At 64.0% G+C, this 18,608-nt stretch carries 16 protein-coding genes; 11 read left to right on the forward strand and 5 right to left on the reverse strand.

What is annotated here, in order from left to right; translation table 11 throughout:
- The first annotated feature begins 75 nt into the window (after positions 1-75).
- From MTX19_RS21760 to ppx, 4 genes are all read left to right on the forward strand, one after another.
- The gene (locus MTX19_RS21760; RefSeq protein ID WP_280971922.1) at positions 76-618 is read left to right on the forward strand and encodes a CDP-alcohol phosphatidyltransferase family protein; all 543 of its coding nucleotides are present in this window, start codon (positions 76-78) and stop codon (positions 616-618) included.
- 18 nt (positions 619-636) lie between these two features.
- Entirely contained in the window at positions 637-1,314 is a 678-nt protein-coding gene (locus tag MTX19_RS21765) for a DnaA/Hda family protein (RefSeq protein ID WP_280979230.1), read from the forward strand.
- A 134-nt stretch (positions 1,315-1,448) separates the two neighbouring features.
- Positions 1,449-3,653, forward strand: a complete 2,205-nt coding sequence (locus MTX19_RS21770; protein WP_280971924.1) for an RNA degradosome polyphosphate kinase — start codon at positions 1,449-1,451, stop codon at positions 3,651-3,653.
- 12 nt (positions 3,654-3,665) lie between these two features.
- Positions 3,666-5,168: an exopolyphosphatase gene (ppx, locus tag MTX19_RS21775; RefSeq protein ID WP_280985463.1), complete on the forward strand. Its 1,503-nt coding sequence runs from the start codon at positions 3,666-3,668 to the stop codon at positions 5,166-5,168.
- Between the two features lie 114 nt (positions 5,169-5,282).
- Here ppx and MTX19_RS21780 read toward each other — a convergent pair whose 3' ends face one another.
- Both MTX19_RS21780 and ndk read right to left on the reverse strand, forming a co-directional pair.
- Positions 5,283-6,122, reverse strand: a complete 840-nt coding sequence (locus MTX19_RS21780) for a TerC family protein (RefSeq protein WP_280979233.1) — start codon at positions 6,120-6,122, stop codon at positions 5,283-5,285.
- A gap of 113 nt (positions 6,123-6,235) precedes the next feature.
- Positions 6,236-6,658 carry a nucleoside-diphosphate kinase gene (gene ndk / locus MTX19_RS21785; protein ID WP_280979234.1) on the reverse strand — a complete coding sequence of 141 codons (423 nt, stop codon included), beginning with the start codon at positions 6,656-6,658 and terminating at the stop codon, positions 6,236-6,238.
- A gap of 347 nt (positions 6,659-7,005) precedes the next feature.
- Between ndk and MTX19_RS21790 the strand changes: the two genes are divergently transcribed.
- The 3 genes from MTX19_RS21790 (at position 7,006) to MTX19_RS21800 (ending at position 9,655) form a co-directional block, all read left to right on the forward strand.
- Positions 7,006-7,269 carry a sulfur globule protein precursor gene (locus MTX19_RS21790; RefSeq protein ID WP_280979235.1) on the forward strand — a complete coding sequence of 88 codons (264 nt, stop codon included), beginning with the start codon at positions 7,006-7,008 and terminating at the stop codon, positions 7,267-7,269.
- Positions 7,270-7,485: 216 nt separating this feature from the next.
- On the forward strand, positions 7,486-7,662 hold the full coding sequence (locus tag MTX19_RS21795; protein ID WP_280971929.1) for a hypothetical protein: 177 nt from the start codon (positions 7,486-7,488) through the stop codon (positions 7,660-7,662).
- Between the two features lie 130 nt (positions 7,663-7,792).
- Complete coding sequence (locus MTX19_RS21800; RefSeq protein WP_280979236.1) at positions 7,793-9,655, forward strand: ABC-F family ATP-binding cassette domain-containing protein; 1,863 nt, start codon at positions 7,793-7,795, stop codon at positions 9,653-9,655.
- Between the two features lie 167 nt (positions 9,656-9,822).
- On the opposite strand, the gene MTX19_RS21805 is transcribed toward MTX19_RS21800, so the two are convergent.
- From MTX19_RS21805 to MTX19_RS21815, 3 genes are all read right to left on the reverse strand, one after another.
- Positions 9,823-10,347: a hypothetical protein gene (locus MTX19_RS21805; RefSeq protein ID WP_280978124.1), complete on the reverse strand. Its 525-nt coding sequence runs from the start codon at positions 10,345-10,347 to the stop codon at positions 9,823-9,825.
- 158 nt (positions 10,348-10,505) lie between these two features.
- Positions 10,506-10,958 carry a DNA polymerase III subunit chi gene (locus MTX19_RS21810; RefSeq protein ID WP_280979237.1) on the reverse strand — a complete coding sequence of 151 codons (453 nt, stop codon included), beginning with the start codon at positions 10,956-10,958 and terminating at the stop codon, positions 10,506-10,508.
- A gap of 15 nt (positions 10,959-10,973) precedes the next feature.
- A complete protein-coding gene (locus tag MTX19_RS21815) occupies positions 10,974-12,476 on the reverse strand; it encodes a leucyl aminopeptidase (protein WP_280979238.1) in 1,503 nt (500 codons plus the stop codon).
- 351 nt (positions 12,477-12,827) lie between these two features.
- On the opposite strand from MTX19_RS21815, the gene lptF reads away from it, so the two are divergent.
- The 4 genes from lptF (at position 12,828) to MTX19_RS21835 (ending at position 18,592) form a co-directional block, all read left to right on the forward strand.
- Positions 12,828-13,997 (forward strand): LPS export ABC transporter permease LptF, encoded by a 1,170-nt coding sequence (gene lptF, locus MTX19_RS21820; RefSeq protein ID WP_280979239.1) that lies wholly within the window; start codon positions 12,828-12,830, stop codon positions 13,995-13,997.
- Positions 13,994-15,091: an LPS export ABC transporter permease LptG gene (gene lptG, locus MTX19_RS21825; RefSeq protein ID WP_280985464.1), complete on the forward strand. Its 1,098-nt coding sequence runs from the start codon at positions 13,994-13,996 to the stop codon at positions 15,089-15,091. Before lptF ends, lptG begins: the two co-directional genes overlap by 4 nt.
- The gene (locus MTX19_RS21830; RefSeq protein ID WP_280979240.1) at positions 15,091-17,580 is read left to right on the forward strand and encodes an LPS-assembly protein LptD; all 2,490 of its coding nucleotides are present in this window, start codon (positions 15,091-15,093) and stop codon (positions 17,578-17,580) included. The genes lptG and MTX19_RS21830 overlap by 1 nt, the downstream gene beginning before the upstream one ends.
- A gap of 64 nt (positions 17,581-17,644) precedes the next feature.
- A complete protein-coding gene (locus MTX19_RS21835; RefSeq protein WP_280985465.1) occupies positions 17,645-18,592 on the forward strand; it encodes a SurA N-terminal domain-containing protein in 948 nt (315 codons plus the stop codon).
- The last annotated feature ends 16 nt before the right edge of the window (positions 18,593-18,608 follow it).

Raw genomic sequence — 18,608 nt, forward strand, 5'->3', positions numbered from 1 at the left:
TAGATAACATCGGTCCGTTGCTGCCAAGAGCCGGATATTGAGTAAAATCAGGCTTCTAGCCGGGAAGCGACCAAGTTGAGCATTCCGAACATCATTACCCTCGGCCGCATCATCTTGGTGCCGGTGATCGTCTGGGCCATCGTCTCCAGCCAGATGGAGATCGCGTTTGCGATCTTCGTGATCGCCGGGGTCTCGGACGCGGTCGACGGGTTTCTTGCCAAGCGCTTCAACATGACGAGCGAGCTTGGCGCCCTGCTCGATCCGCTCGCCGACAAGGCGTTGCTGGTGTCGATCTATGTTTCGCTCGGAATCTGGGGCGCGGTGCCGCGCTGGCTCGTGATCCTCGTCGTGTCGCGCGATATCATGATCGTGTCCGCCGTGATTGTGTCATGGTTGTTCGACAAGCCGGTCGAGATGAAGCCGCTGATGGTGTCGAAGCTCAACACGGTGGCGCAGGTCGCGTTCGCGGCGCTGGTGCTGGCCTCGCTCGGCTTCGGCTTTCAGCCGCACCCCTACGACCTGATCCTGATGGGGCTGGTCACGATCTTTACTTTGGTTTCGGTGTCCCTCTATCTCGTGGAGTGGCTGCGGCACATGAGCACGATCGAAGCCCGATAGCCTGGTTTGGAGATTTGTGTGGCTGGTAGCGTTCAACCTCGTCAATTGGCCCTGGCGCTGCCGCACGAGGAAAGACTGACGCGTGACGACTTCCTTGAGGGGCCGGCCAACGAAGCCGCGTTGACGCTCGTCGACCGCTGGCCGGACTGGCCGAACCGCATCATGCTGCTGGTCGGGCCGGAGGGCTCCGGCAAGAGCCACCTCGCCGCGATCTGGGCCGAGCACGCCGGCGCACGCTCGACCTCGGCGCACGCGCTCACTGCGGATGCCGTACCCGGCGCGCTGGTGACCGGCGCGCTGGTGCTTGAAGACCTCAGGCCGTCGGATTTCGACGAGCGCGCGATGTTCCACCTGATGAATCTCGCGCGCCAGGATGATGCCTTCGTGCTGCTGACGGCCCGCGTACCGCCGTCGGCCTTCGAGATCGACCTGCGCGACCTGCGTTCGCGGCTCCGCGCGGTGCCGACGGTGACACTGCTGCCGCCCGACGACCAGCTGTTCCGCGGCCTGATCGTGAAATTCTGCGCCGACCGCCAGATGACCGTGGACGAGCAGATCGTGAGCTACCTGACCACCCGGATCGAGCGCTCCTATGCCGCCGTCCGGCAAGCGGTCGAGCTGTTGGACACCGAGGCGCTCCGGCTCGGCCGGCCGGTCACCCGGGCACTGGCGGCGGAGTTGTTGCGCGATGCCTGAACGGGGCCGCCCGGCTTGACGGCGGAAGCGGCTGGAACATCAATGTCATCGAAACGTCATCGCAATATCACATGGTCGGTGCGGCTCTCGGCTAGACCGCTCAGGGCCGATGCTTCGGATTGGATCGACATTTAATGGACTCGTCGCAAGCTATTGAAATCAAAGACAAAGAGCCGGATGTTGCCGCACTCCCCGCGATTGCGACCAGCCCCGAGCGATTCATCAATCGCGAGCTCTCCTGGCTGCATTTCAATCGCCGGGTGCTCGAGGAGTCGGTCAACACAGGTCATCCCGTGCTGGAGCGGGTTCGATTCCTGTCGATTTCGGCCAATAACCTTGACGAGTTCTTCATGGTCCGCGTCGCCGGCATCAAGGCGCAGGTCCGTGAAGGCATCCCGGAGCGCAGCCCTGACGGCCTCACCCCGTCCGAGCAGCTCGTTGTGATCAACAAGAACGTGTCGCAGCTCGCCTCCGACCAGCAGGCGATCTGGCGCGACCTCCGCACCATCCTGTCCGAGGTCGGCATCCAGCTCGTCGACGGGCGCGACGTCACCAAGTCCGAGCGGGCCTGGATCGAGGATCACTTCCTCCACAACATCTTCCCGCTGCTGACACCGTTGGCGATCGATCCGGCGCACCCGTTCCCGTTCATTCCGAATCTCGGTTTCACCGTCGCGCTGCAACTGTCGCGGATCTCCGACGGCAAGCCGATGAATGCGCTGATCCGCATGCCGGGCAAGATCGACCGCTTCATCCGCTTCCCCTCCAGTAAGGAGGGTGGTCCGGCCCGCCTGATCACGCTCGAACAAGCCACCGGCCTGTTCATCGGCCGTCTGTTCCCCGGCTACACCGTCAAGGGCCAGGGCGCGTTCCGGATCATCCGCGACTCAGAACTGGAAATCGAGGAAGAGGCCGAAGACCTGGTCCGCGTGTTCGAGACCGCGCTGAAGCGGCGCCGGCGCGGATCGGTGATCCGGCTCGAGATCGAGGCCAAGATGCCGGAGGAGCTGCGCAGCTTCGTGCAGCACGCATTGTCGGCGTCCGACGACGAGGTGTTCCTGGTCGACGGCGTGCTCGCGATGAACGAGCTCTCGCAGCTCACGCGCCTCGATCGTCCCGACCTTGAATTCCCGCCCTACGTCCCGCGCCATCCCGAGCGCGTGCGCGATCATGGCGGCGACATCTTCGCGGCCATCCGGCAGAAGGACCTCATCGTCCATCACCCCTATGAATCGTTCGACGTTGTCGTGCAGTTCCTGCAGCAGGCAGCGCGCGATCCCGACGTCGTCGCGATCAAGCAGACGCTCTATCGCACCTCGAACAATTCACCGATCGTACGCGCGCTCGCGGAAGCCGCCGAAGCGGGCAAGTCGGTGACGGCGTTGATCGAATTGAAGGCGCGCTTCGACGAGGAAGCCAACATCCGCTGGGCCCGCGACCTCGAGCGCGCCGGCGTGCAGGTCGTGTACGGCTTCATCGAGCTGAAGACGCACGCCAAGCTGTCGATGGTGGTGCGCCGCGAGGCCGGCAGCCTCACCACCTATGTGCACACCGGCACCGGCAACTATCATCCGGTCACCGCGCGCATCTACACCGACCTCTCCTACTTCACCTCCGACCCGATCATCGGCCGCGACGTCGCGCGCGTATTCAACTACATCACCGGCTATGCCGAACCGAGCGACATCGAGAAGATGGCGGTGTCGCCGCTGACACTGCGCAAGCGCATCATTGAGCACATCCACGACGAGATCGCCCACGTCCGTCACGGACGGCCCGGCGCGATCTGGATGAAGATGAATGCGCTGGTCGATCCTGATATCATCGACGCGCTGTACGAAGCCTCGCAGGCCGGCGTCTCGATCGAGCTTGTGGTGCGCGGCATCTGCTGCCTGCGCCCCGGCCTGCCCGGATTGTCGGAGAACATCCGCGTCAAGTCGGTGATCGGCCGGTTCCTGGAACACGGCCGAATCTACTGCTTCGGCATGGGGCAAGGCCTGCCGAGCACAAAAGCTGCTGTGTATATCTCGTCCGCAGACATGATGCCGCGCAACCTCGACCGTCGCGTCGAGGTTCTCTGTCCGCTGCAAAATCCCACGGTGCATCAGCAGGTTCTCGAACAGATCATGGTTGCAAACCTGAAGGACACCGAGCAGAGCTGGCAATTGTTGCCGGATGGATCGTCAACGCGTATGAAGGCCGCGAAAGGCGAGGAGCCCTTCAACCTGCACAACTACTTCATGACAAATCCGAGTCTGTCCGGCCGTGGTAAGTCTCTCAAGGAATCTTCGCCGCGCCGGCTCACGCGTCGTAACGAACGTCAGCAGGCATCGTCATAAGGGGGCTTCACGGTGAAGCGGCCGCGGAAGCGCGCTTCCAGCGTCGCTGTCATCGATATTGGTTCGAACTCTGTTCGTCTCGTGGTCTACGAGGCGATGGCGCGCAGCCTCGTCACCATCTTCAACGAGAAGGCTCTGTGCGGGCTAGGCCGCGAGGTGCAGAGCACCGGCCTGCTCGCGACCGATGCGGTCAACAAGGCACTCACCGCGCTTCGCCGCTTTCGCGCGCTGTGCAAGATCCAGCAGGTCGGCCGCGTCTACGCGATCGCAACCGCGGCCTGCCGCGATGCCAAGAACGGCTCTGACTTCATCGCCAAGGCCGAACGCATCTGCGGCGCAAAGATCGAAATTCTGTCCGGGCCGCGCGAAGCAAAGCTGTCGGCGCTCGGCGTCGTCTCCGGCGTGCACAATCCAAACGGCATCGTCGGCGATCTCGGCGGCGGTTCGCTCGAACTGATCGACGTGAGGGGCAATCGCGTGCGCAGCGGCGTCACGCTGCCGCTTGGCAGCCTCGCGTTGCAGGACCTCTCGCATAAATCGCTCAAGCGTGCCGAGCGCATCGTCAAGAACGAGCTGCTCGGCGTCGCGCAGCTCAAGGCCGGCCGCGGCCGCACCTTCTACGCGGTCGGCGGCACCTGGCGTGCGCTGGCGCGCATCCACATCATCCAGAGCGGCTATCCGCTCAAGGTGATGCACGGCTATTCGATTCCGGCGGCCGACGCGCTCGATTTCGCGCAGCGGCTGCGGCGGCTCGCGGCCACCAACATGCTGGCCAATATCGAGGCGGTCGCCGACGCACGCCGGCCGCTGCTGACCTATGCCGCACTCGTGCTCGAATACATCATCCGCGTCGCGCAGCCGAAGACCATCGTGTTCTCGACCTTCGGCGTGCGCGAGGGCCTGCTGTACGAAATGCTGCCGCCGGCCGAGCGCGCCAAGGACGGCCTCGCCTGCGCCGCGCAGGACCTCAACGAATTGCTGTCACGCTCGGCCCGTCACGCCCGGGAGCTGACCGCCTGGACCGACCGCCTGGTGCGCGTGGTGAAGTTGCGTGAGATGGAGGAGGATCGCCGGCTGCGTCACGTCGCCTGCCTGCTCTCCGACATCGGCTGGCGCGTGCACCCCGATCATCGCGGCGAGGAAACCCTCAGCCTGATCATGAACGGCAATTTCGGCTCGATCACGCATCAGGGACGCGCCTTCGTCGCGCTCTCGGTGTTCTATCGCTACGCCGGGCTCAGCGAGGAAAACGAACCGCCGCTGCAGATCCGCGAGCTGGTGACACCGGCCATGGACGAGCGCGCCCGCCTGCTCGGCGCGGCGTTCCGTGTCGCGCATCTGATCACGGCGGCGCGGACGGGCGTGTTGCCGGCGACTCATTTCCGGACCGAGGGGCGCAAGCTGATGCTGGTGTTCGAGCACCGGATGGTCGATCTGGTCGCCGACCGGGTCGGCAGCCGCTTCAGGCAGTTGGCGCGACTGGTCGGGCGGTCCGGCTCGATCGTCAGGCGCTAAAGCGCGATGAGATTGGGTTGAATCGTCATCGCGCTTTAGCCGCTTGTTTGAGCATGATCCTTTCGGAAAACCGCTTCGCACTTTTCCGGATCATGCTCTAGACGATCGCCGCCGTCACGCGGCTTCTGCGGAACGCTTGGCCCTCCGCAGCGCCTGCCGGCGCCAGATCGATCCGGCGATCAGCACCACGATAATGCCGAGCACGGCAAGCAGGATCTCGCCGCCGCTGCCGCCATGGGCGAACTGCGGCGCCATCCCGACCGAGGTCAGCCAGGAATCAAGCTTGGCGCCGAGCGGTCCGGCGAACAGTGCATCCAGCCTCGGATGCACGGCCGGATCGGTCGCGATGACGTCGCCCGCGATCCAGCCGAGCAGCGCAGCACCGGCCCAGATCAGGATCGGCAGCTTGTTGAGCAGCGCCATGATTAGCGCGGCGCCGGCGACGATCAGGGGAACGCTGATCGCAAGTCCCAGCACCAGCAGCGGCACGCTGCCATTGGCCGCCGCGGCCACCGCGATCACGTTGTCGAGGCTCATCACGATGTCGGCGACGACGACGATCTGCACCGCCGCCCATAGATGGGAGGCCGCATCCACGCTGTCTTCGTCCTGCCGCTCCGGCACCAGGAGCTTGGCCGCGATCACGATCAGCGCCAGCCCGCCGACGAGCTTCAGATAGGGCAGCCCCATCAGGCTGGTGACGATGCCGGTGAAGATGACGCGCAACAGCACCGCGGCCGCGGCGCCGAGGATCATGCCCCACAGGCGCTGGCGCGGCGCCAGGCCGCGGCAGGCGAGCGCGATCACGAGCGCGTTGTCGCCCGACAGCAGCACATTGATCCAGATGATCTTGCCGACCGCGACCCAGAAGGTCGCCGTCGCCATCTCGTTCTTGAACTCGGTGAAAAACGCACCAAGATGCGCGGGATCAAAGATCTGCCACAGCCAGTCCACAGCGCGTCCTTTTCGGCCTCACGGCCGCCCCCGGCGGCGAACGCTCGCCGCTCCCCTAGTTTAATCGGGCCCGGTCTCTTCGGCGGACCGCAGCCCTGGTCTTCGGATCGGCGTTAGCCGACGATTTCGTTGCCGGAGAAGAACTGCGCGATCTCGACCACCGCGGTCTCCGGCGCGTCAGAACCGTGCACCGAATTCTCGCCGATCGACTTCGCATAGAGCTTGCGGATCGTACCCTCGGCGGCCTTCGACGGATCGGTCGCGCCCATCACGTCGCGATATTTAAGGATGGCGCCCTCGCCTTCCAACACCTGGACCACCACCGGGCCGGAGGTCATGAAGTCGACCAACTCGCCGAAGAACGGGCGCTCCTTGTGGACCGCGTAGAAGGTCTCGGCCTGGCCGCGGGTCATGCGAATGCGCTTCTGCGCCACGATCCGCAGGCCCGCCTTCTCGATCACCGCATTGACCGCACCGGTCAGGTTGCGCTCGGTGGCGTCGGGCTTGATGATCGAAAAGGTGCGTTCAATCGCCATGATTTCGTCCTTGCAAAGGGTGGTTGGGAGTTGCCGGGGCTTATATCGGCGCGATGCAGTCACGGCAAGCGACCCTGTGACGCGTTAGCCTTTAGTTTTGACGCGTTCTCGTGCCCGAAGCCGGCCCGGCAACCGTCACCGGCAAGGCCTTTCGCCCCGGCCAAATTACGACGATTTCACAAAGGTGAACCCAATCTGTCACGGCCGTGCCGCTGCCGTTCAGCTCCGGCTCGCTAGGCTCCTCACCGATCGGACGCCTTGGGCCTATCCGCAAGCCTCACAAGACGTCTCGGGAAACGATGTCACCGCGGGCGCCTCGTGCGCGCCCAAACCTCGAGGAGACGATCATGTTGCGCAAACTCTCGCTTGCTGCAGTTGCCGCGATTTCGCTGGGTGCGGCCGCGCTCGCCCCAACCTCCGCCTCTGCCTGGGGTGGCTGGCATGGCGGCTGGCACGGAGGATGGCATGGCTGGCACCGCGGTTGGTGGGGCCCGCGCGTCGTCGTCGGCGGTCCCGCCTATTACGGGTACGGCTATGGCGGCTGCTATGTGCGGCGCGTGGTGCCGACCCCCTGGGGCCCCCGCTGGCGCCTGGTCAACCGTTGCTATTGACCTGACCTACCTCCACCTACCCTCCCCCTGACTTGTTCAGCCCCGGCCTTTTGCGCCGGGGCCTTTCTTGCCCGCGGGAACCTGTCGTTCCACGACTCTACCTCAAGGTGAAGACGAGAAGGATTGGACTACCGGAAACAAAATTCCGAGTCGCGACTTGTAATGGCACGGAAATCACTCGAACCTTGCGAGGTGGAACTCGCTACGAGACAAGCCATGACGCCGACTCAGACCAACAGCGATCTCGACCAAATCGATCACAAGACCTGCCGCTACATCTGCGATGCCGTAGGTGAGCGGCTCCAGCAGAGCATGCGTCCCGAGCCTTCACTTTCGTCTCGCTTGCAGCAGCTCATGGATGAGCTGCGTCGACGGGAGAACGACCATCATTAGACGTTAGTGGGCGGACAAAACAGACGTTACTGGCGGACAAAACGCCCTAAATAGGTTTTCCAAAGCGCACCCAGACAGATTTTACAGATTGACGGGTTGCGTTTGGCAGCGGGTCCGGTGACAACGCTGCATGCTCTCCATTACCGACATCTCGATCCGGGTCGCCGGACGGCTGTTGATTGATCACAGTTCCGTGCAGGTTGTGCCCGGCGCCCGTGTTGGATTCGTCGGCCGCAACGGCGTCGGCAAGTCGACGCTGTTCCACGCCATCCGCGGCGACATCCCGACCGAAAGCGGCAGCATCACGCTTCCGCCGCGCTGGCGGATCGGTAGCCTCGCGCAGGAGGCGCCCGACGGGCCCGAAAGCCTGATCAGCGTCGTGCTGAAGGCTGATCTCGAGCGCGACGCGCTGCTGCGCGAGGCGGAGACGGCGCACGATTCGCATCGGATCGCCGAGATCCAGACGCGGCTCGTCGATATCGACGCCCATTCGGCTCCCGCCCGCGCCGCCGCGATTCTCGGCGGCCTCGGCTTCTCGACAGCCGATCAGGCGCGGCCCTGCGCGGAGTTTTCCGGCGGCTGGCGCATGCGCGTCGCGCTGGCAGCAACGCTGTTCGCGGCGCCCGATCTGCTGCTGCTCGACGAACCGACCAACTATCTCGATCTCGAGGGCACGCTGTGGCTCGAGAATCACCTCGCCAACTATCCGCGTACGGTGATCGTGATCAGCCACGACCGCGACCTGCTGGACACGTCGGTCGACCAGATCCTGCACCTCGATCACGGCAAGCTGACGCTCTACAAGGGCACCTATTCATCGTTCGAGGAACAGCGCGCAGCCCGCGAATTGCTCGACGCCAAGCATGCCAAGCGGCAGGCCGACGAGCGCAAGCGCCTGCAGGCCTTCGTCGACCGCTTCAAGGCCAAGGCCTCCAAGGCGCGTCAGGCGCAGTCACGCGTCAAGATGCTGGAGCGGATGAAGCCGGTCACGGCACTCGTGACCCAGGATGTGCACGAGATCTCCTTCCCCGTGCCGGAGAAGTTGTTGTCGCCGCCAATCATCGCGGTCGATGACGTCTCGGTCGGCTACGAGCCAGGCAAGCCTGTCCTCAGTCGCGTGACGCTGCGTATCGATACCGACGACCGCATTGCGCTGCTCGGCGCCAACGGCAACGGCAAGTCGACGCTGGTCAAGCTGCTCGCGGGCAAGCTCGCGCCGTTCTCAGGAAAGATCGTTCGGGCGGACAAATTGTCGATCGGCTACTTCGCCCAGCATCAGGTCGATGAGCTCAATCTCGACGCCTCGCCCTATGACCACATCCGCAGGCTGATGCCCGATGCGCCCGAGAGCAAGGTGCGCGGCCGCGTCGGTGCGATCGGCTTTTCCGGCAAGGCCGGAGACACGCTGGTGAAGAGCCTGTCGGGAGGTGAAAAGGCGCGGCTGCTGCTCGGGCTCGCGACCTTCTTCGGCCCGAACATGATCATCCTGGACGAACCGACCAACCACCTCGACATCGACAGCCGCGCGGCGCTCGCGGAGGCGATCAACGACTTCCCCGGCGCCGTCATGATGGTCTCGCACGACCGCTATCTCATCGAGGCTTGTGCCGACCGATTGTGGATCGTCGCCAACCAGACCGTTACGGCGTATGACGGTGATCTCGACGAATATCGAAAGATGATCCTGGCGGCCAACAACGGCCGGCCGACGTCACGCGAGCGCGTCAGGGAGGCCGCAAGGCCCGAGCGCAGCAGGACTGAAAGGCGCGTGCCGCCGAAGCAGCGGATCGCGCAGGCAGAAGCCGAGATCGAGCGCATCACCGGCATCATCGCCAAGCTCGACACCGCGCTCGCGCTGCCCGACATCTTCACCCGCGATCCCAAGCAGGCGGCGCAGCTCGCCATGGCCCGCGCCGGCGCCGAGAGCGCGCTGCAGCGCGCCGAGGAAGAATGGCTCGAAGCCAGCGCCGAACATGACGAGGCGGCGAGCTAAAGCGCGATGAGATTGGGTTGCGCTGGAGCGGCGACAGAGCTTCACCTCTCCCTTGGGAGAGGTGAAGCGAGCCCGTGGGGCGAATCGATTCGGTCCAAACTCGTCTTGCTCTAGGTCGCAACGAAGGGTCGCAGCGCTCGGTTTGACGGAAACCCGGACATCGTGACTCAACCGTTCGAGGTTGCCGCGTGCTTTTTCGGCTTCTTCTTCGGCTTCGCGACCTTCGGCTCAGGCGCGGGCTCCGGGGCACGCTCGACCGAGGTCAGCCGCCCTGCCGTGAAGGTGTAGATGCCGGCGCGCGGCCCGCGCAACCAGGTCACGACCGCGACACGGTCGCCGCTCGGACTGCTTGAGAGGTTCACGCTGTCGGGCGCGCCGATGCCGCGCACGACGTCACACTCGGTGTGGCCGAGCGCAACGCTGCCACCTGTCGGCTGCTGAGGCGGCGGCGCCGCAGCGGCGCCATTTGCAAGCGCGTTGGCGTCGGCAGCGCCGGGCGGCGGTCCCATGCCCGGACATCCGCCGTCGGCACTCACGAGATCGTCGTTGGTGACCGGCTTGTCCGGCGTCAGCGGCGGCGCATCGATCGAGATGTTGCGAATGAACAGCCGGCCGGGACGCGAGAACCAGTTCGCGTCGCGCGACAGCAAGTCGGAGGCACTCGAACAGCCGGCTAGACCAGGCGCGAGGATAAGCAGCGCCAGCAGCGATTTCCGACTGAATGTTCCGTCCCGCACGATCGACAAAGCTCCCGCCCCTTCGCGTAAGGGGGGTGTCCGAACATCACTTTGCGGCATGACCATGGCTCGCCGCAAGAAACCTCGATTTATCGTTAAATTGCTTGGAATCGCTATTGGCGCCGCTGCCAACGCCCCCGTTCGTCGGCCTGCCAGTAAGTGACCTCGAAGCCGCGCGCTTTGCAAGCGGTCCAGCTCTCCCGCGCAGCCGCCACCGCATCGGGATCGTCGCCGTTGAACACGAGGACCACCCGCTCGTAGCTGTCGCAATCGGCCGGCAGCGCCGCATTGTCGATCAGGAAGCGGACATTGGCCCGATTCGGATTGCCCTCCTCGATCGACAGGATGATCGGCTGGTCCTGCGCGTCGCCGGCCCGCCAGGTCGCGTGCGGCAGGAATGAATCGTCGCTGTAGGTCCACAAATGCGCATCGAGCGTCTCCGCGCGCTCCGGCGACGTCGATTGCACGACCACGCGCCAGCCGCGCTCGAGCGACTTCTCGAGCAGCGGCGGCAACACGCTTTCCAGCGTCATGTTCTGCAGATGGTAGAACAGGACCTCGGTCATGCGTGGTCGGTCGCCTCACTTCCTCGATTCATAATATTCCGAGACCAGCCGTTCGAGCAGGCGAACGCCATAGCCCGATCCCCAGCTCTGGTTGATCTCCGTCTTCGGCGCCCCCATCGCGGTGCCCGCGATATCGAGGTGGGCCCATGGCGTACCGTCGACGAAGCGCTGCAGGAATTGCGCGGCGGTGATCGAGCCGCCGTTGCGTCCGCCGGTGTTCTTCATGTCGGCAAACTGCGAGTCGATCTGCTTGTCGTATTCGGGACCGAGCGGCATGCGCCAGACCTTCTCGCCGGTCTCGAGTCCGACCTTGGTCAGGCGCTCGGCAAGCTCGTCATTGTTGGAGAACATGCCGGCGTGATCGGTGCCGAGCGCGACCATGATCGCGCCGGTGAGCGTTGCGAGATCGACCATGAATTTCGGCTTGAACTTCTTCGCGACGTACCAGAGCACGTCGGCAAGCACCAGGCGCCCCTCGGCGTCGGTGTTGATGATCTCGATGGTCTGGCCGGACATTGAGGTCACGATATCGCCGGGGCGCTGCGCGTTGCCGTCGGGCATGTTCTCGACGAGGCCGATAGCGCCGACCGCGTTGACGCGCGCCTTGCGCGCCGCGAGCGCATGCATCAGCCCGACCACGCAGGCTGCGCCGCCCATGTCGCCTTTCATGTCCTCCATGCCGCCAGCCGACTTGATGGAGATGCCGCCGGTATCGAAGCAGACGCCCTTGCCGACGAACGCGACCGGCGCATCGCTCTTCTTGCCGCCATTCCAGCGCATGATCACGGTGCGGCCCGGCCGATTCGACCCCTGCGCGACGCCGAGCAGCGCCCCCATGCCGAGCTTGGTCATCGCCTTGACGTCGAGCACCTCGACGGTGACGCCGAGCTTGCGCAGCTGGCTGGCGCGGCGCGCGAACTCTTCGGGATAGAGGACGTTCGGCGGCTCGTTGACGAGCTCACGCGCCAAGTTGACGCCGTCGACGATCGATGCGCTCGGCGCAAAAGTCTTTTTCGTGGCCGCGGCGTCGGCGACGGCGATCGAGACGTCGGCACGCATGGCGCCGCTCTCGCCGTCCTTCTTCTTGGTCTTGTAGCGGTCGAACTTGTAGGCGCGCAGGCGGATGCCGGTCGCGATCGCGGCCGCCTGGTCCGCCGTCATCGCCTCCTCCGGCAATTCGGCGAGAACGGTCATCGCGTGGCTGCCGGCGTTGAGCTTGCCAGCCGCGACACCGCCGAACTTGAGAAAGTCCTTCTCCTTGAGCTCGGACGGCTTGCCGGCGCCGATGACGATCAGCCGCTCGGCCTTGAGTCCCTCCGGCGCCAGAATGTCGAGCGCCGCGCCGCTCTTGCCCTTGAACTGGTTGGCGGCGGCCGCGCGCTTCACCGTCTCGGCCGCAGCCCCCAGCGCCTTGCGGGTCGCCGTCCCCAGCTTCAACTGCTCGTCGCAAAAGGCGACCAGAATGCCGCGAGCTGGCGCGGAGAATGGGACAAAGCCGACCTTGACGGCGTCGGACATAGGAAAATCCTCCAGAATTCAGGGTGTTGCTTAGGGCGCGTGAGGCGGCCCCTGAGCACTTGGGACACAGGTTACGGGAGCGGTCCAAACTGATCCGGACCGGGTTGGCCACACTATGGCCTGTCGGCTGCGGCGCTGCCAAGCGCCGGAGTGGCCGGAAGGCCACAAAAGCGAATAATTAACCATAAATTAAGCGCGCCTTGGCGCGGCCATTTTGTTGACGGATCAAAGGGATGGTAGTGAGCGAGTGAGCCGGACGGATCCGCGGCTCGACCATAGGGGAACCCGGATTGACGGGATTGGTCGAAAGCCGAGCGTTTGGGCGCGCCAGGGGGGTCGTGCGGTAGCAATATGGGGTCGATCGACAAGTACATTTTCAAAACGACGCTGGCGTCGTTTGCGCTTGTCCTGGTCAGCCTCACCGGCGTGATCTGGATTACGCAGGCGTTGCGCGGCATCGACCTGATGACGAGCCAGGGTCAAACCATCCTCACCTTCCTCGGCATCACCGGGCTGGTGATCCCGGCGCTCGTCCTGATCATCGCCCCGATCGCGCTGATGATCGCGATCTCGCACACGCTGAACAAGCTCGCGACCGACTCCGAAATCATCGTGATGAACGCGGCGGGCTTCTCGCCATTCCGGCTGTTCTACCCATTCTTCTATGCCACCTGCGTGGTGGCGGCGATGGTCGCCTTCATCGGCGCTTATCTCGCCCCCGACGGCATGCGGCGCATCAAGCAATGGGATGCCGAGATCACCGCCGACGTGCTGACCAACATCCTGCAGCCCGGGCGCTTCGCCCAGCTCGACCAGAATCTCACGATTCGCATCCGCGAACGTCTGCCGGGCGGCGTGCTCGGCGGCATCTTCGTCGACGATCGCCGTGATCCGCAGGAGCGCGTCACCATTATCGCCGACCATGGCACCGTGCTGAAGAATGAGAACGGTTCGTATCTCGTGCTGGAGGACGGCAACCTGGAGCGATTCGAGGTCGGCAAGCGCGATCCGGCGCTGGTGGCGTTCCAGCGCTACGCGTTCGACATGTCGAAATTCTCCAACCAGGGCCGCGACGTCACGCTCGGCATCCGCGAACGTTACCTCTGGGAATTGATCTCCCCATCCGAGGACGATCCCGTCTACAAGCAGATCCCCGGCCAATTCCGCGCCGAGCTGCATGACCGCTTCATGGCGCCGATCTATCCGTTCGCCTTCGCCGCGCTCACCTTCGCGTTCCTGGGCGCGCCGCGGACCACGCGCCAGAGCCGCAATTTCTCGATCGGCGGCTCGGTGCTCGCGGTATTCGGCCTGCGCATGGTGGGCTTCGCGTGCTCGGTCATGACTGTGAAGACGCCGTGGGCGGCGCTCGTCCAGTACCTGATGCTGTTCGGCGGCATCGGCGTCGGTATCTGGATGATCATCGGCGGCGTGATCGTCGAGCCGCCGGCCGCCCTGATGGAGGCGATCAACAGGAATAACGAGCGCATCGCGCGCTTCTTCCGACGGCCGGTGACCGCATGAGCATGGTCACAAACACCCTCGGGCGCTATTTCGCCGGCCGCTTCGTGATCTCGGCGGTTGGCGTGTTCGCGAGCATCTTCGTGCTGCTTGTGCTGGTCGACTATATCGAGATGGTGCGCAAGACGTCGGGACTCGTCGACGTCTCAGCGATTACCGTTGCTGAGACGTCGCTGTTCCGCGTGCCGCAGCTGCTCGAGAAGCTGATGCCGTTCTGCGTGCTGATCGGCGCGATGACCTGCTACCTCGCATTGTCGCGCCGGCTCGAGCTAGTCGTGGCGCGGGCGGCCGGCGTCTCGGCTTGGCAATTCATCTCGCCTGCCCTTGCCAGCGCCATCCTGCTCGGGATCATCGCGACCACCGCCTACAACCCGATCTCAGCGAATCTGCGCGAGCTGTCCAAACGGATGGAGGCCGAGCTGTTCGGCTCAGCGCCGGGCGGCGGCATTCAGGATGCATCCGGCTTCTGGCTGAATCAGATCAACAATGAAGGTCAGGCGATCATCAACGCCGTCCGCAGCGAGCAGCAGGGCGTGCGGCTGACCGGCCTGACCGTGTTCCGATTCGATACTGAGTTGCAGTTCAAGGAGCGAATCGAGGCGCGCGAAGCGAATCTCGAAGAGGGGCGCTGGGTGTTCAAAGGGGTACGCAGATACACCCTCGACAAGCCTCCGGTGGACCAGGACACCTTCTACCTCTCCACGACGCTCACCCCGGCCCAGGTCCGCAACAGTTTTTCCACCCCCGAAACTGTGTCCTTTTGGCAACTACCGAGCTACATCCGTTCGTCGGAGAGCTCGGGGTTCGCGACCGCCGGCTATCGCTTGCAGTATCACAAGCTCATCGCACAGCCATTTTTGCTGGCTGCAATGGTGATGTTGGCGGCTTCTGTGAGCCTCCGCTTCTTCCGGATGGGCGGCGTGCAGAAGATGGTTTTGAGTGGCGTGGGTGCGGGCTTTCTGCTCTACGTGCTGTCGAAAGTAACTGAGGATTTGAGCAAGGCTGAGTTGATGCATCCCATCGCTGCGGCGTGGCTGCCTGTTGTTGTCGGCGGCCTCACCGGTTTCTTGGCCTTGCTGTATCAGGAGGACGGGTAGTGGCCGTTGTCGCCGCCCGCCAGTTGAGGTCGTCTGTGTTCAGGCGGCGCAGTGCCCTGCGCCGTCCTCGCAGCCGCATGGCCGCGCTTGGCGTCTCACTCTCCACGCTTGTCGCCGCGTTTGTCGTGGTCGGCGCGCCCGGCGTTGTCGTGCCGACGCCGGCCGCCGCGCAGAGCTTCACCTACAATCCGCGCCCGCCGAAGCCGCCGCGGCCGCCGGCCAAGAATGACGGGCAGATGCTCGTTCAGGCCAACGAGGTCGATTACGACTACAACAATCAGCGCGTGTCGGCGGTCGGCAACGTGCAGATGTTCTACAACGGCACCAGCGTCGAGGCCGACAAGGTCATCTACGACCAGAAGACCAAGCGTCTTCATGCCGAGGGCAACATCCGCATGACCGATGCGGAAGGTAAGATTACCTACGCCAACATCATGGATCTGAGCGACGACTACCGTGACGGTTTTGTCGATTCGCTGCGCGTCGATACCGAAGACCAGACCCGGATGGCGGCGACCCGCGCCGATCGCTCGAGCGGCAACTACACCGTGTTCGAGAACGGCGTTTATACCGCCTGCGCCCCCTGTAAGGACGATCCGAAGAAGCCGCCGCTCTGGCAGGTCAAGGGCGCGCGCATCATCCATAACCAGACCGAGAAGATGCTCTATTTCGAGAACGCCCAGCTCGAGTTCTTCGGCGTTCCGATGGCGTATCTGCCCTATTTCTCGACGCCCGATCCGACGGTGAAACGCAAGAGCGGCTTCCTGATGCCGGCGTTCACCACCTATTCGGCCTACGGCGTCGGCGTCGAAGTCCCCTACTACTTCGCGCTCGCGCCCGATTACGACGTGACGTTCAATCCGCGCTTCACGTCGAAGCAAGGCGTCCTGCTGCAGGGTGAATTCCGCCAGCGCCTGTCGAACGGCGCCTACCAGATCCGCCTCTACGGCATCGACCAGCTCGATCCCGGCGCCTTCGCCGGCCAGCCCGGCGACCGCCAGTTCCGCGGCGGTGTCGAGACCAAGGGTCAGTTCGCACTGAACGACAAGTGGACCTTTGGCTGGGACGGCGTGCTGCTGTCCGACTACTACTTCATGTCCGACTACCGGCTGGCCCAGTACAAGGATCCGTTCGGCTCGTTCATGTCGCTGCCGACCGAGGCGATCTCGCAGCTCTATCTGACCGGCGTCGGCAACCGCAGCTTCTTCGACGCGCGGGCGATCTATTACCTCAGCTTCTCCGGCAACCAGAACAAGGTGCCGGTCGTTGCTCCTGTCATCGACTACAATAACGTGATCAACAGCCCGATCCTGGGTGGTGAATTCAGCTACAAGATGAACTTCACCAACCTGACCCGCGAAAGCGCGGTGTTCGATCCGATCACGACGCTCGCCAACACCAACAGCCTGTGCCTGTCTGCAGATCCAGCGCGTGTGATACCGCAGCAGTGCCTCATGCGCGGCATGCCCGGCACTTACACCCGCTTCACCGCCGAGGCGCAGTGGCGCAAGTCCTACACCGACCCGTTCGGTCAGATCTGGACGCCGTTCGTCAGTGTCCGTGGCGATGCGATCAACGCCGACATCTCGAATCAGCCCGGTGTTTCCAACTTCCTGCCGGTCGGCGACACCCAGACGGTCCGCCTGATGCCGGCCGTCGGCTTCGAGTACCGCTATCCCTTCATCAACGTGCAGCCGTGGGGCACGACCACGATCGAGCCGATCGCGCAGGTCATCATCCGGCCCAACGAGCCCAATGCCGGCAAGCTCCCGAACGAGGACGCCCAGAGCCTGGTGTTCGACACCAGCAACCTGTTCGCGGTCGACAAGTTCTCCGGGTATGACCGCGTCGAGGGCGGCAGCCGCGCCAATGTCGGCGTGCAGGCCACCACCCAGTTCGACCGCGGCGGCAGCGTCAAGGCGATGTTCGGCCAGTCCTACCAGCTGTTCGGGCTGAACTCGTTCGCGGTCGCCGACGTCACCAACACGGGCGTCGACTCCGGCCTGCAGAATGCGCGATCGGACTATGTCGCGAGCGTCGCCTATTCGCCGAACCGGACCTATACGCTCAGCGTCCGCTCGCGGATGGACGAGGCGACGTGGAACGTCAACCGGTTTGAGGCCCAGGGTACCGCCAACTTCGACCGCTGGTCGGTCAGCCTGACGTACGGCGACTATGCAGCGCAGCCGGAACTCGGATATCTGACGCGCCGCGAAGGCCTTCTCGCCAGCGGGTCGGTCAAGGTGGCATCGAACTGGGTGGTCCAGGGTGCGGCGCGCTGGGACCTTGAAGCGAACAAAATCAACCAGTATGTGGTCGGCGCAGGCTATGTGGACGACTGCTTCGTGCTGGCCGCCAACTATGTCACGTCCTACACATATCAAGCTGGCAGCACGCCGCCTGTCCTCAGCCACGCTTTCATGTTCCAGATCGGCCTGCGGACCATCGCGCAATCGTCGACCACGAGCAGCTCGGCCGGCGTCCAGTAGCATGGAACTGGATGGCCGCGATCCGCGGCTCCAGCTTGAATGGGTTTAAACGGCTGACATGACTATGACGACAGCTAGCCTGCCAACTCGCCGCCATTCGTTCCTGCTGAGTTCTCTTCTGGCTCTTGTGATCCTGCTCGGAGGCAGTGCTCGTTTGCACGCCCAGACCATTGCCGTCATGGTCAATGGCGACCCCATCACCAATTTCGACATCGAGCAGCGCGCCAAGCTGAACGCCCTGACGGGCGCCAAGCATCCCGATCGTAAAGCCATTCTCAACGATCTCATCGACGAGAAGGTGAAGATCAAGGAAGCCAAGAAATACGGCGTCGATCCCTCCTCGAGCGACATCGACCAAGCCTATAACGGAATGGCGCAACGGATGCGGCTGTCGGGCGACCAGCTCACCAAGGTGCTGGAGAACAAGGGCATCAGGCCGGATACGCTGAAGCAACGCATCAGGGCCGACATGGTCTGGACCAGCCTGGTCCGCGGGCGCTTTAAGGAAAGCCTGCAGGTCGGCGAGAAGGACGTGGCGACTGCAGTCAAGGCGGCTGGCGAGTCGGGCGACGCCGATGCCTTCGAATACAGGATGCTGCCGGTCGTCCTGATCGTACCCCGCGGCGCGCCCCAGTCCGAGTTCGAGGGACGGCGCAAGGAAGCGGAAAGCCTGCGCGAACGCGTGACCAGTTGCGAGGAGGCCAACTCCTACTTCAAGTCGATGCGCAACGCTGCGATCCGCGAAATCGTCGTGAAGACTTCGGCAGACCTGCCTCAGTCGCTGCGCGACATCCTGGACAAGACGCCGATCGGCCATCTGACCGCCCCTGAAGTCACCAAGCAGGGCATCGAGATGGTCGCGCTCTGCGGCCGGAAGGCAACCACCGTGGATACGCCGAAGAAGCGCGAGATCCGCGAGAAGATGTACGCCCAGAAGTACGAGGCGAAGTCGAAGTCCTATCTGCAGGAAGTCCGCAAGGCTGCGATGATCGAGTACCCAGGCGGGCGATGATCGACTATCGTTGACG

Source organism: Bradyrhizobium sp. ISRA464 (assembly GCF_029910095.1).
GTDB lineage: Bacteria > Pseudomonadota > Alphaproteobacteria > Rhizobiales > Xanthobacteraceae > Bradyrhizobium.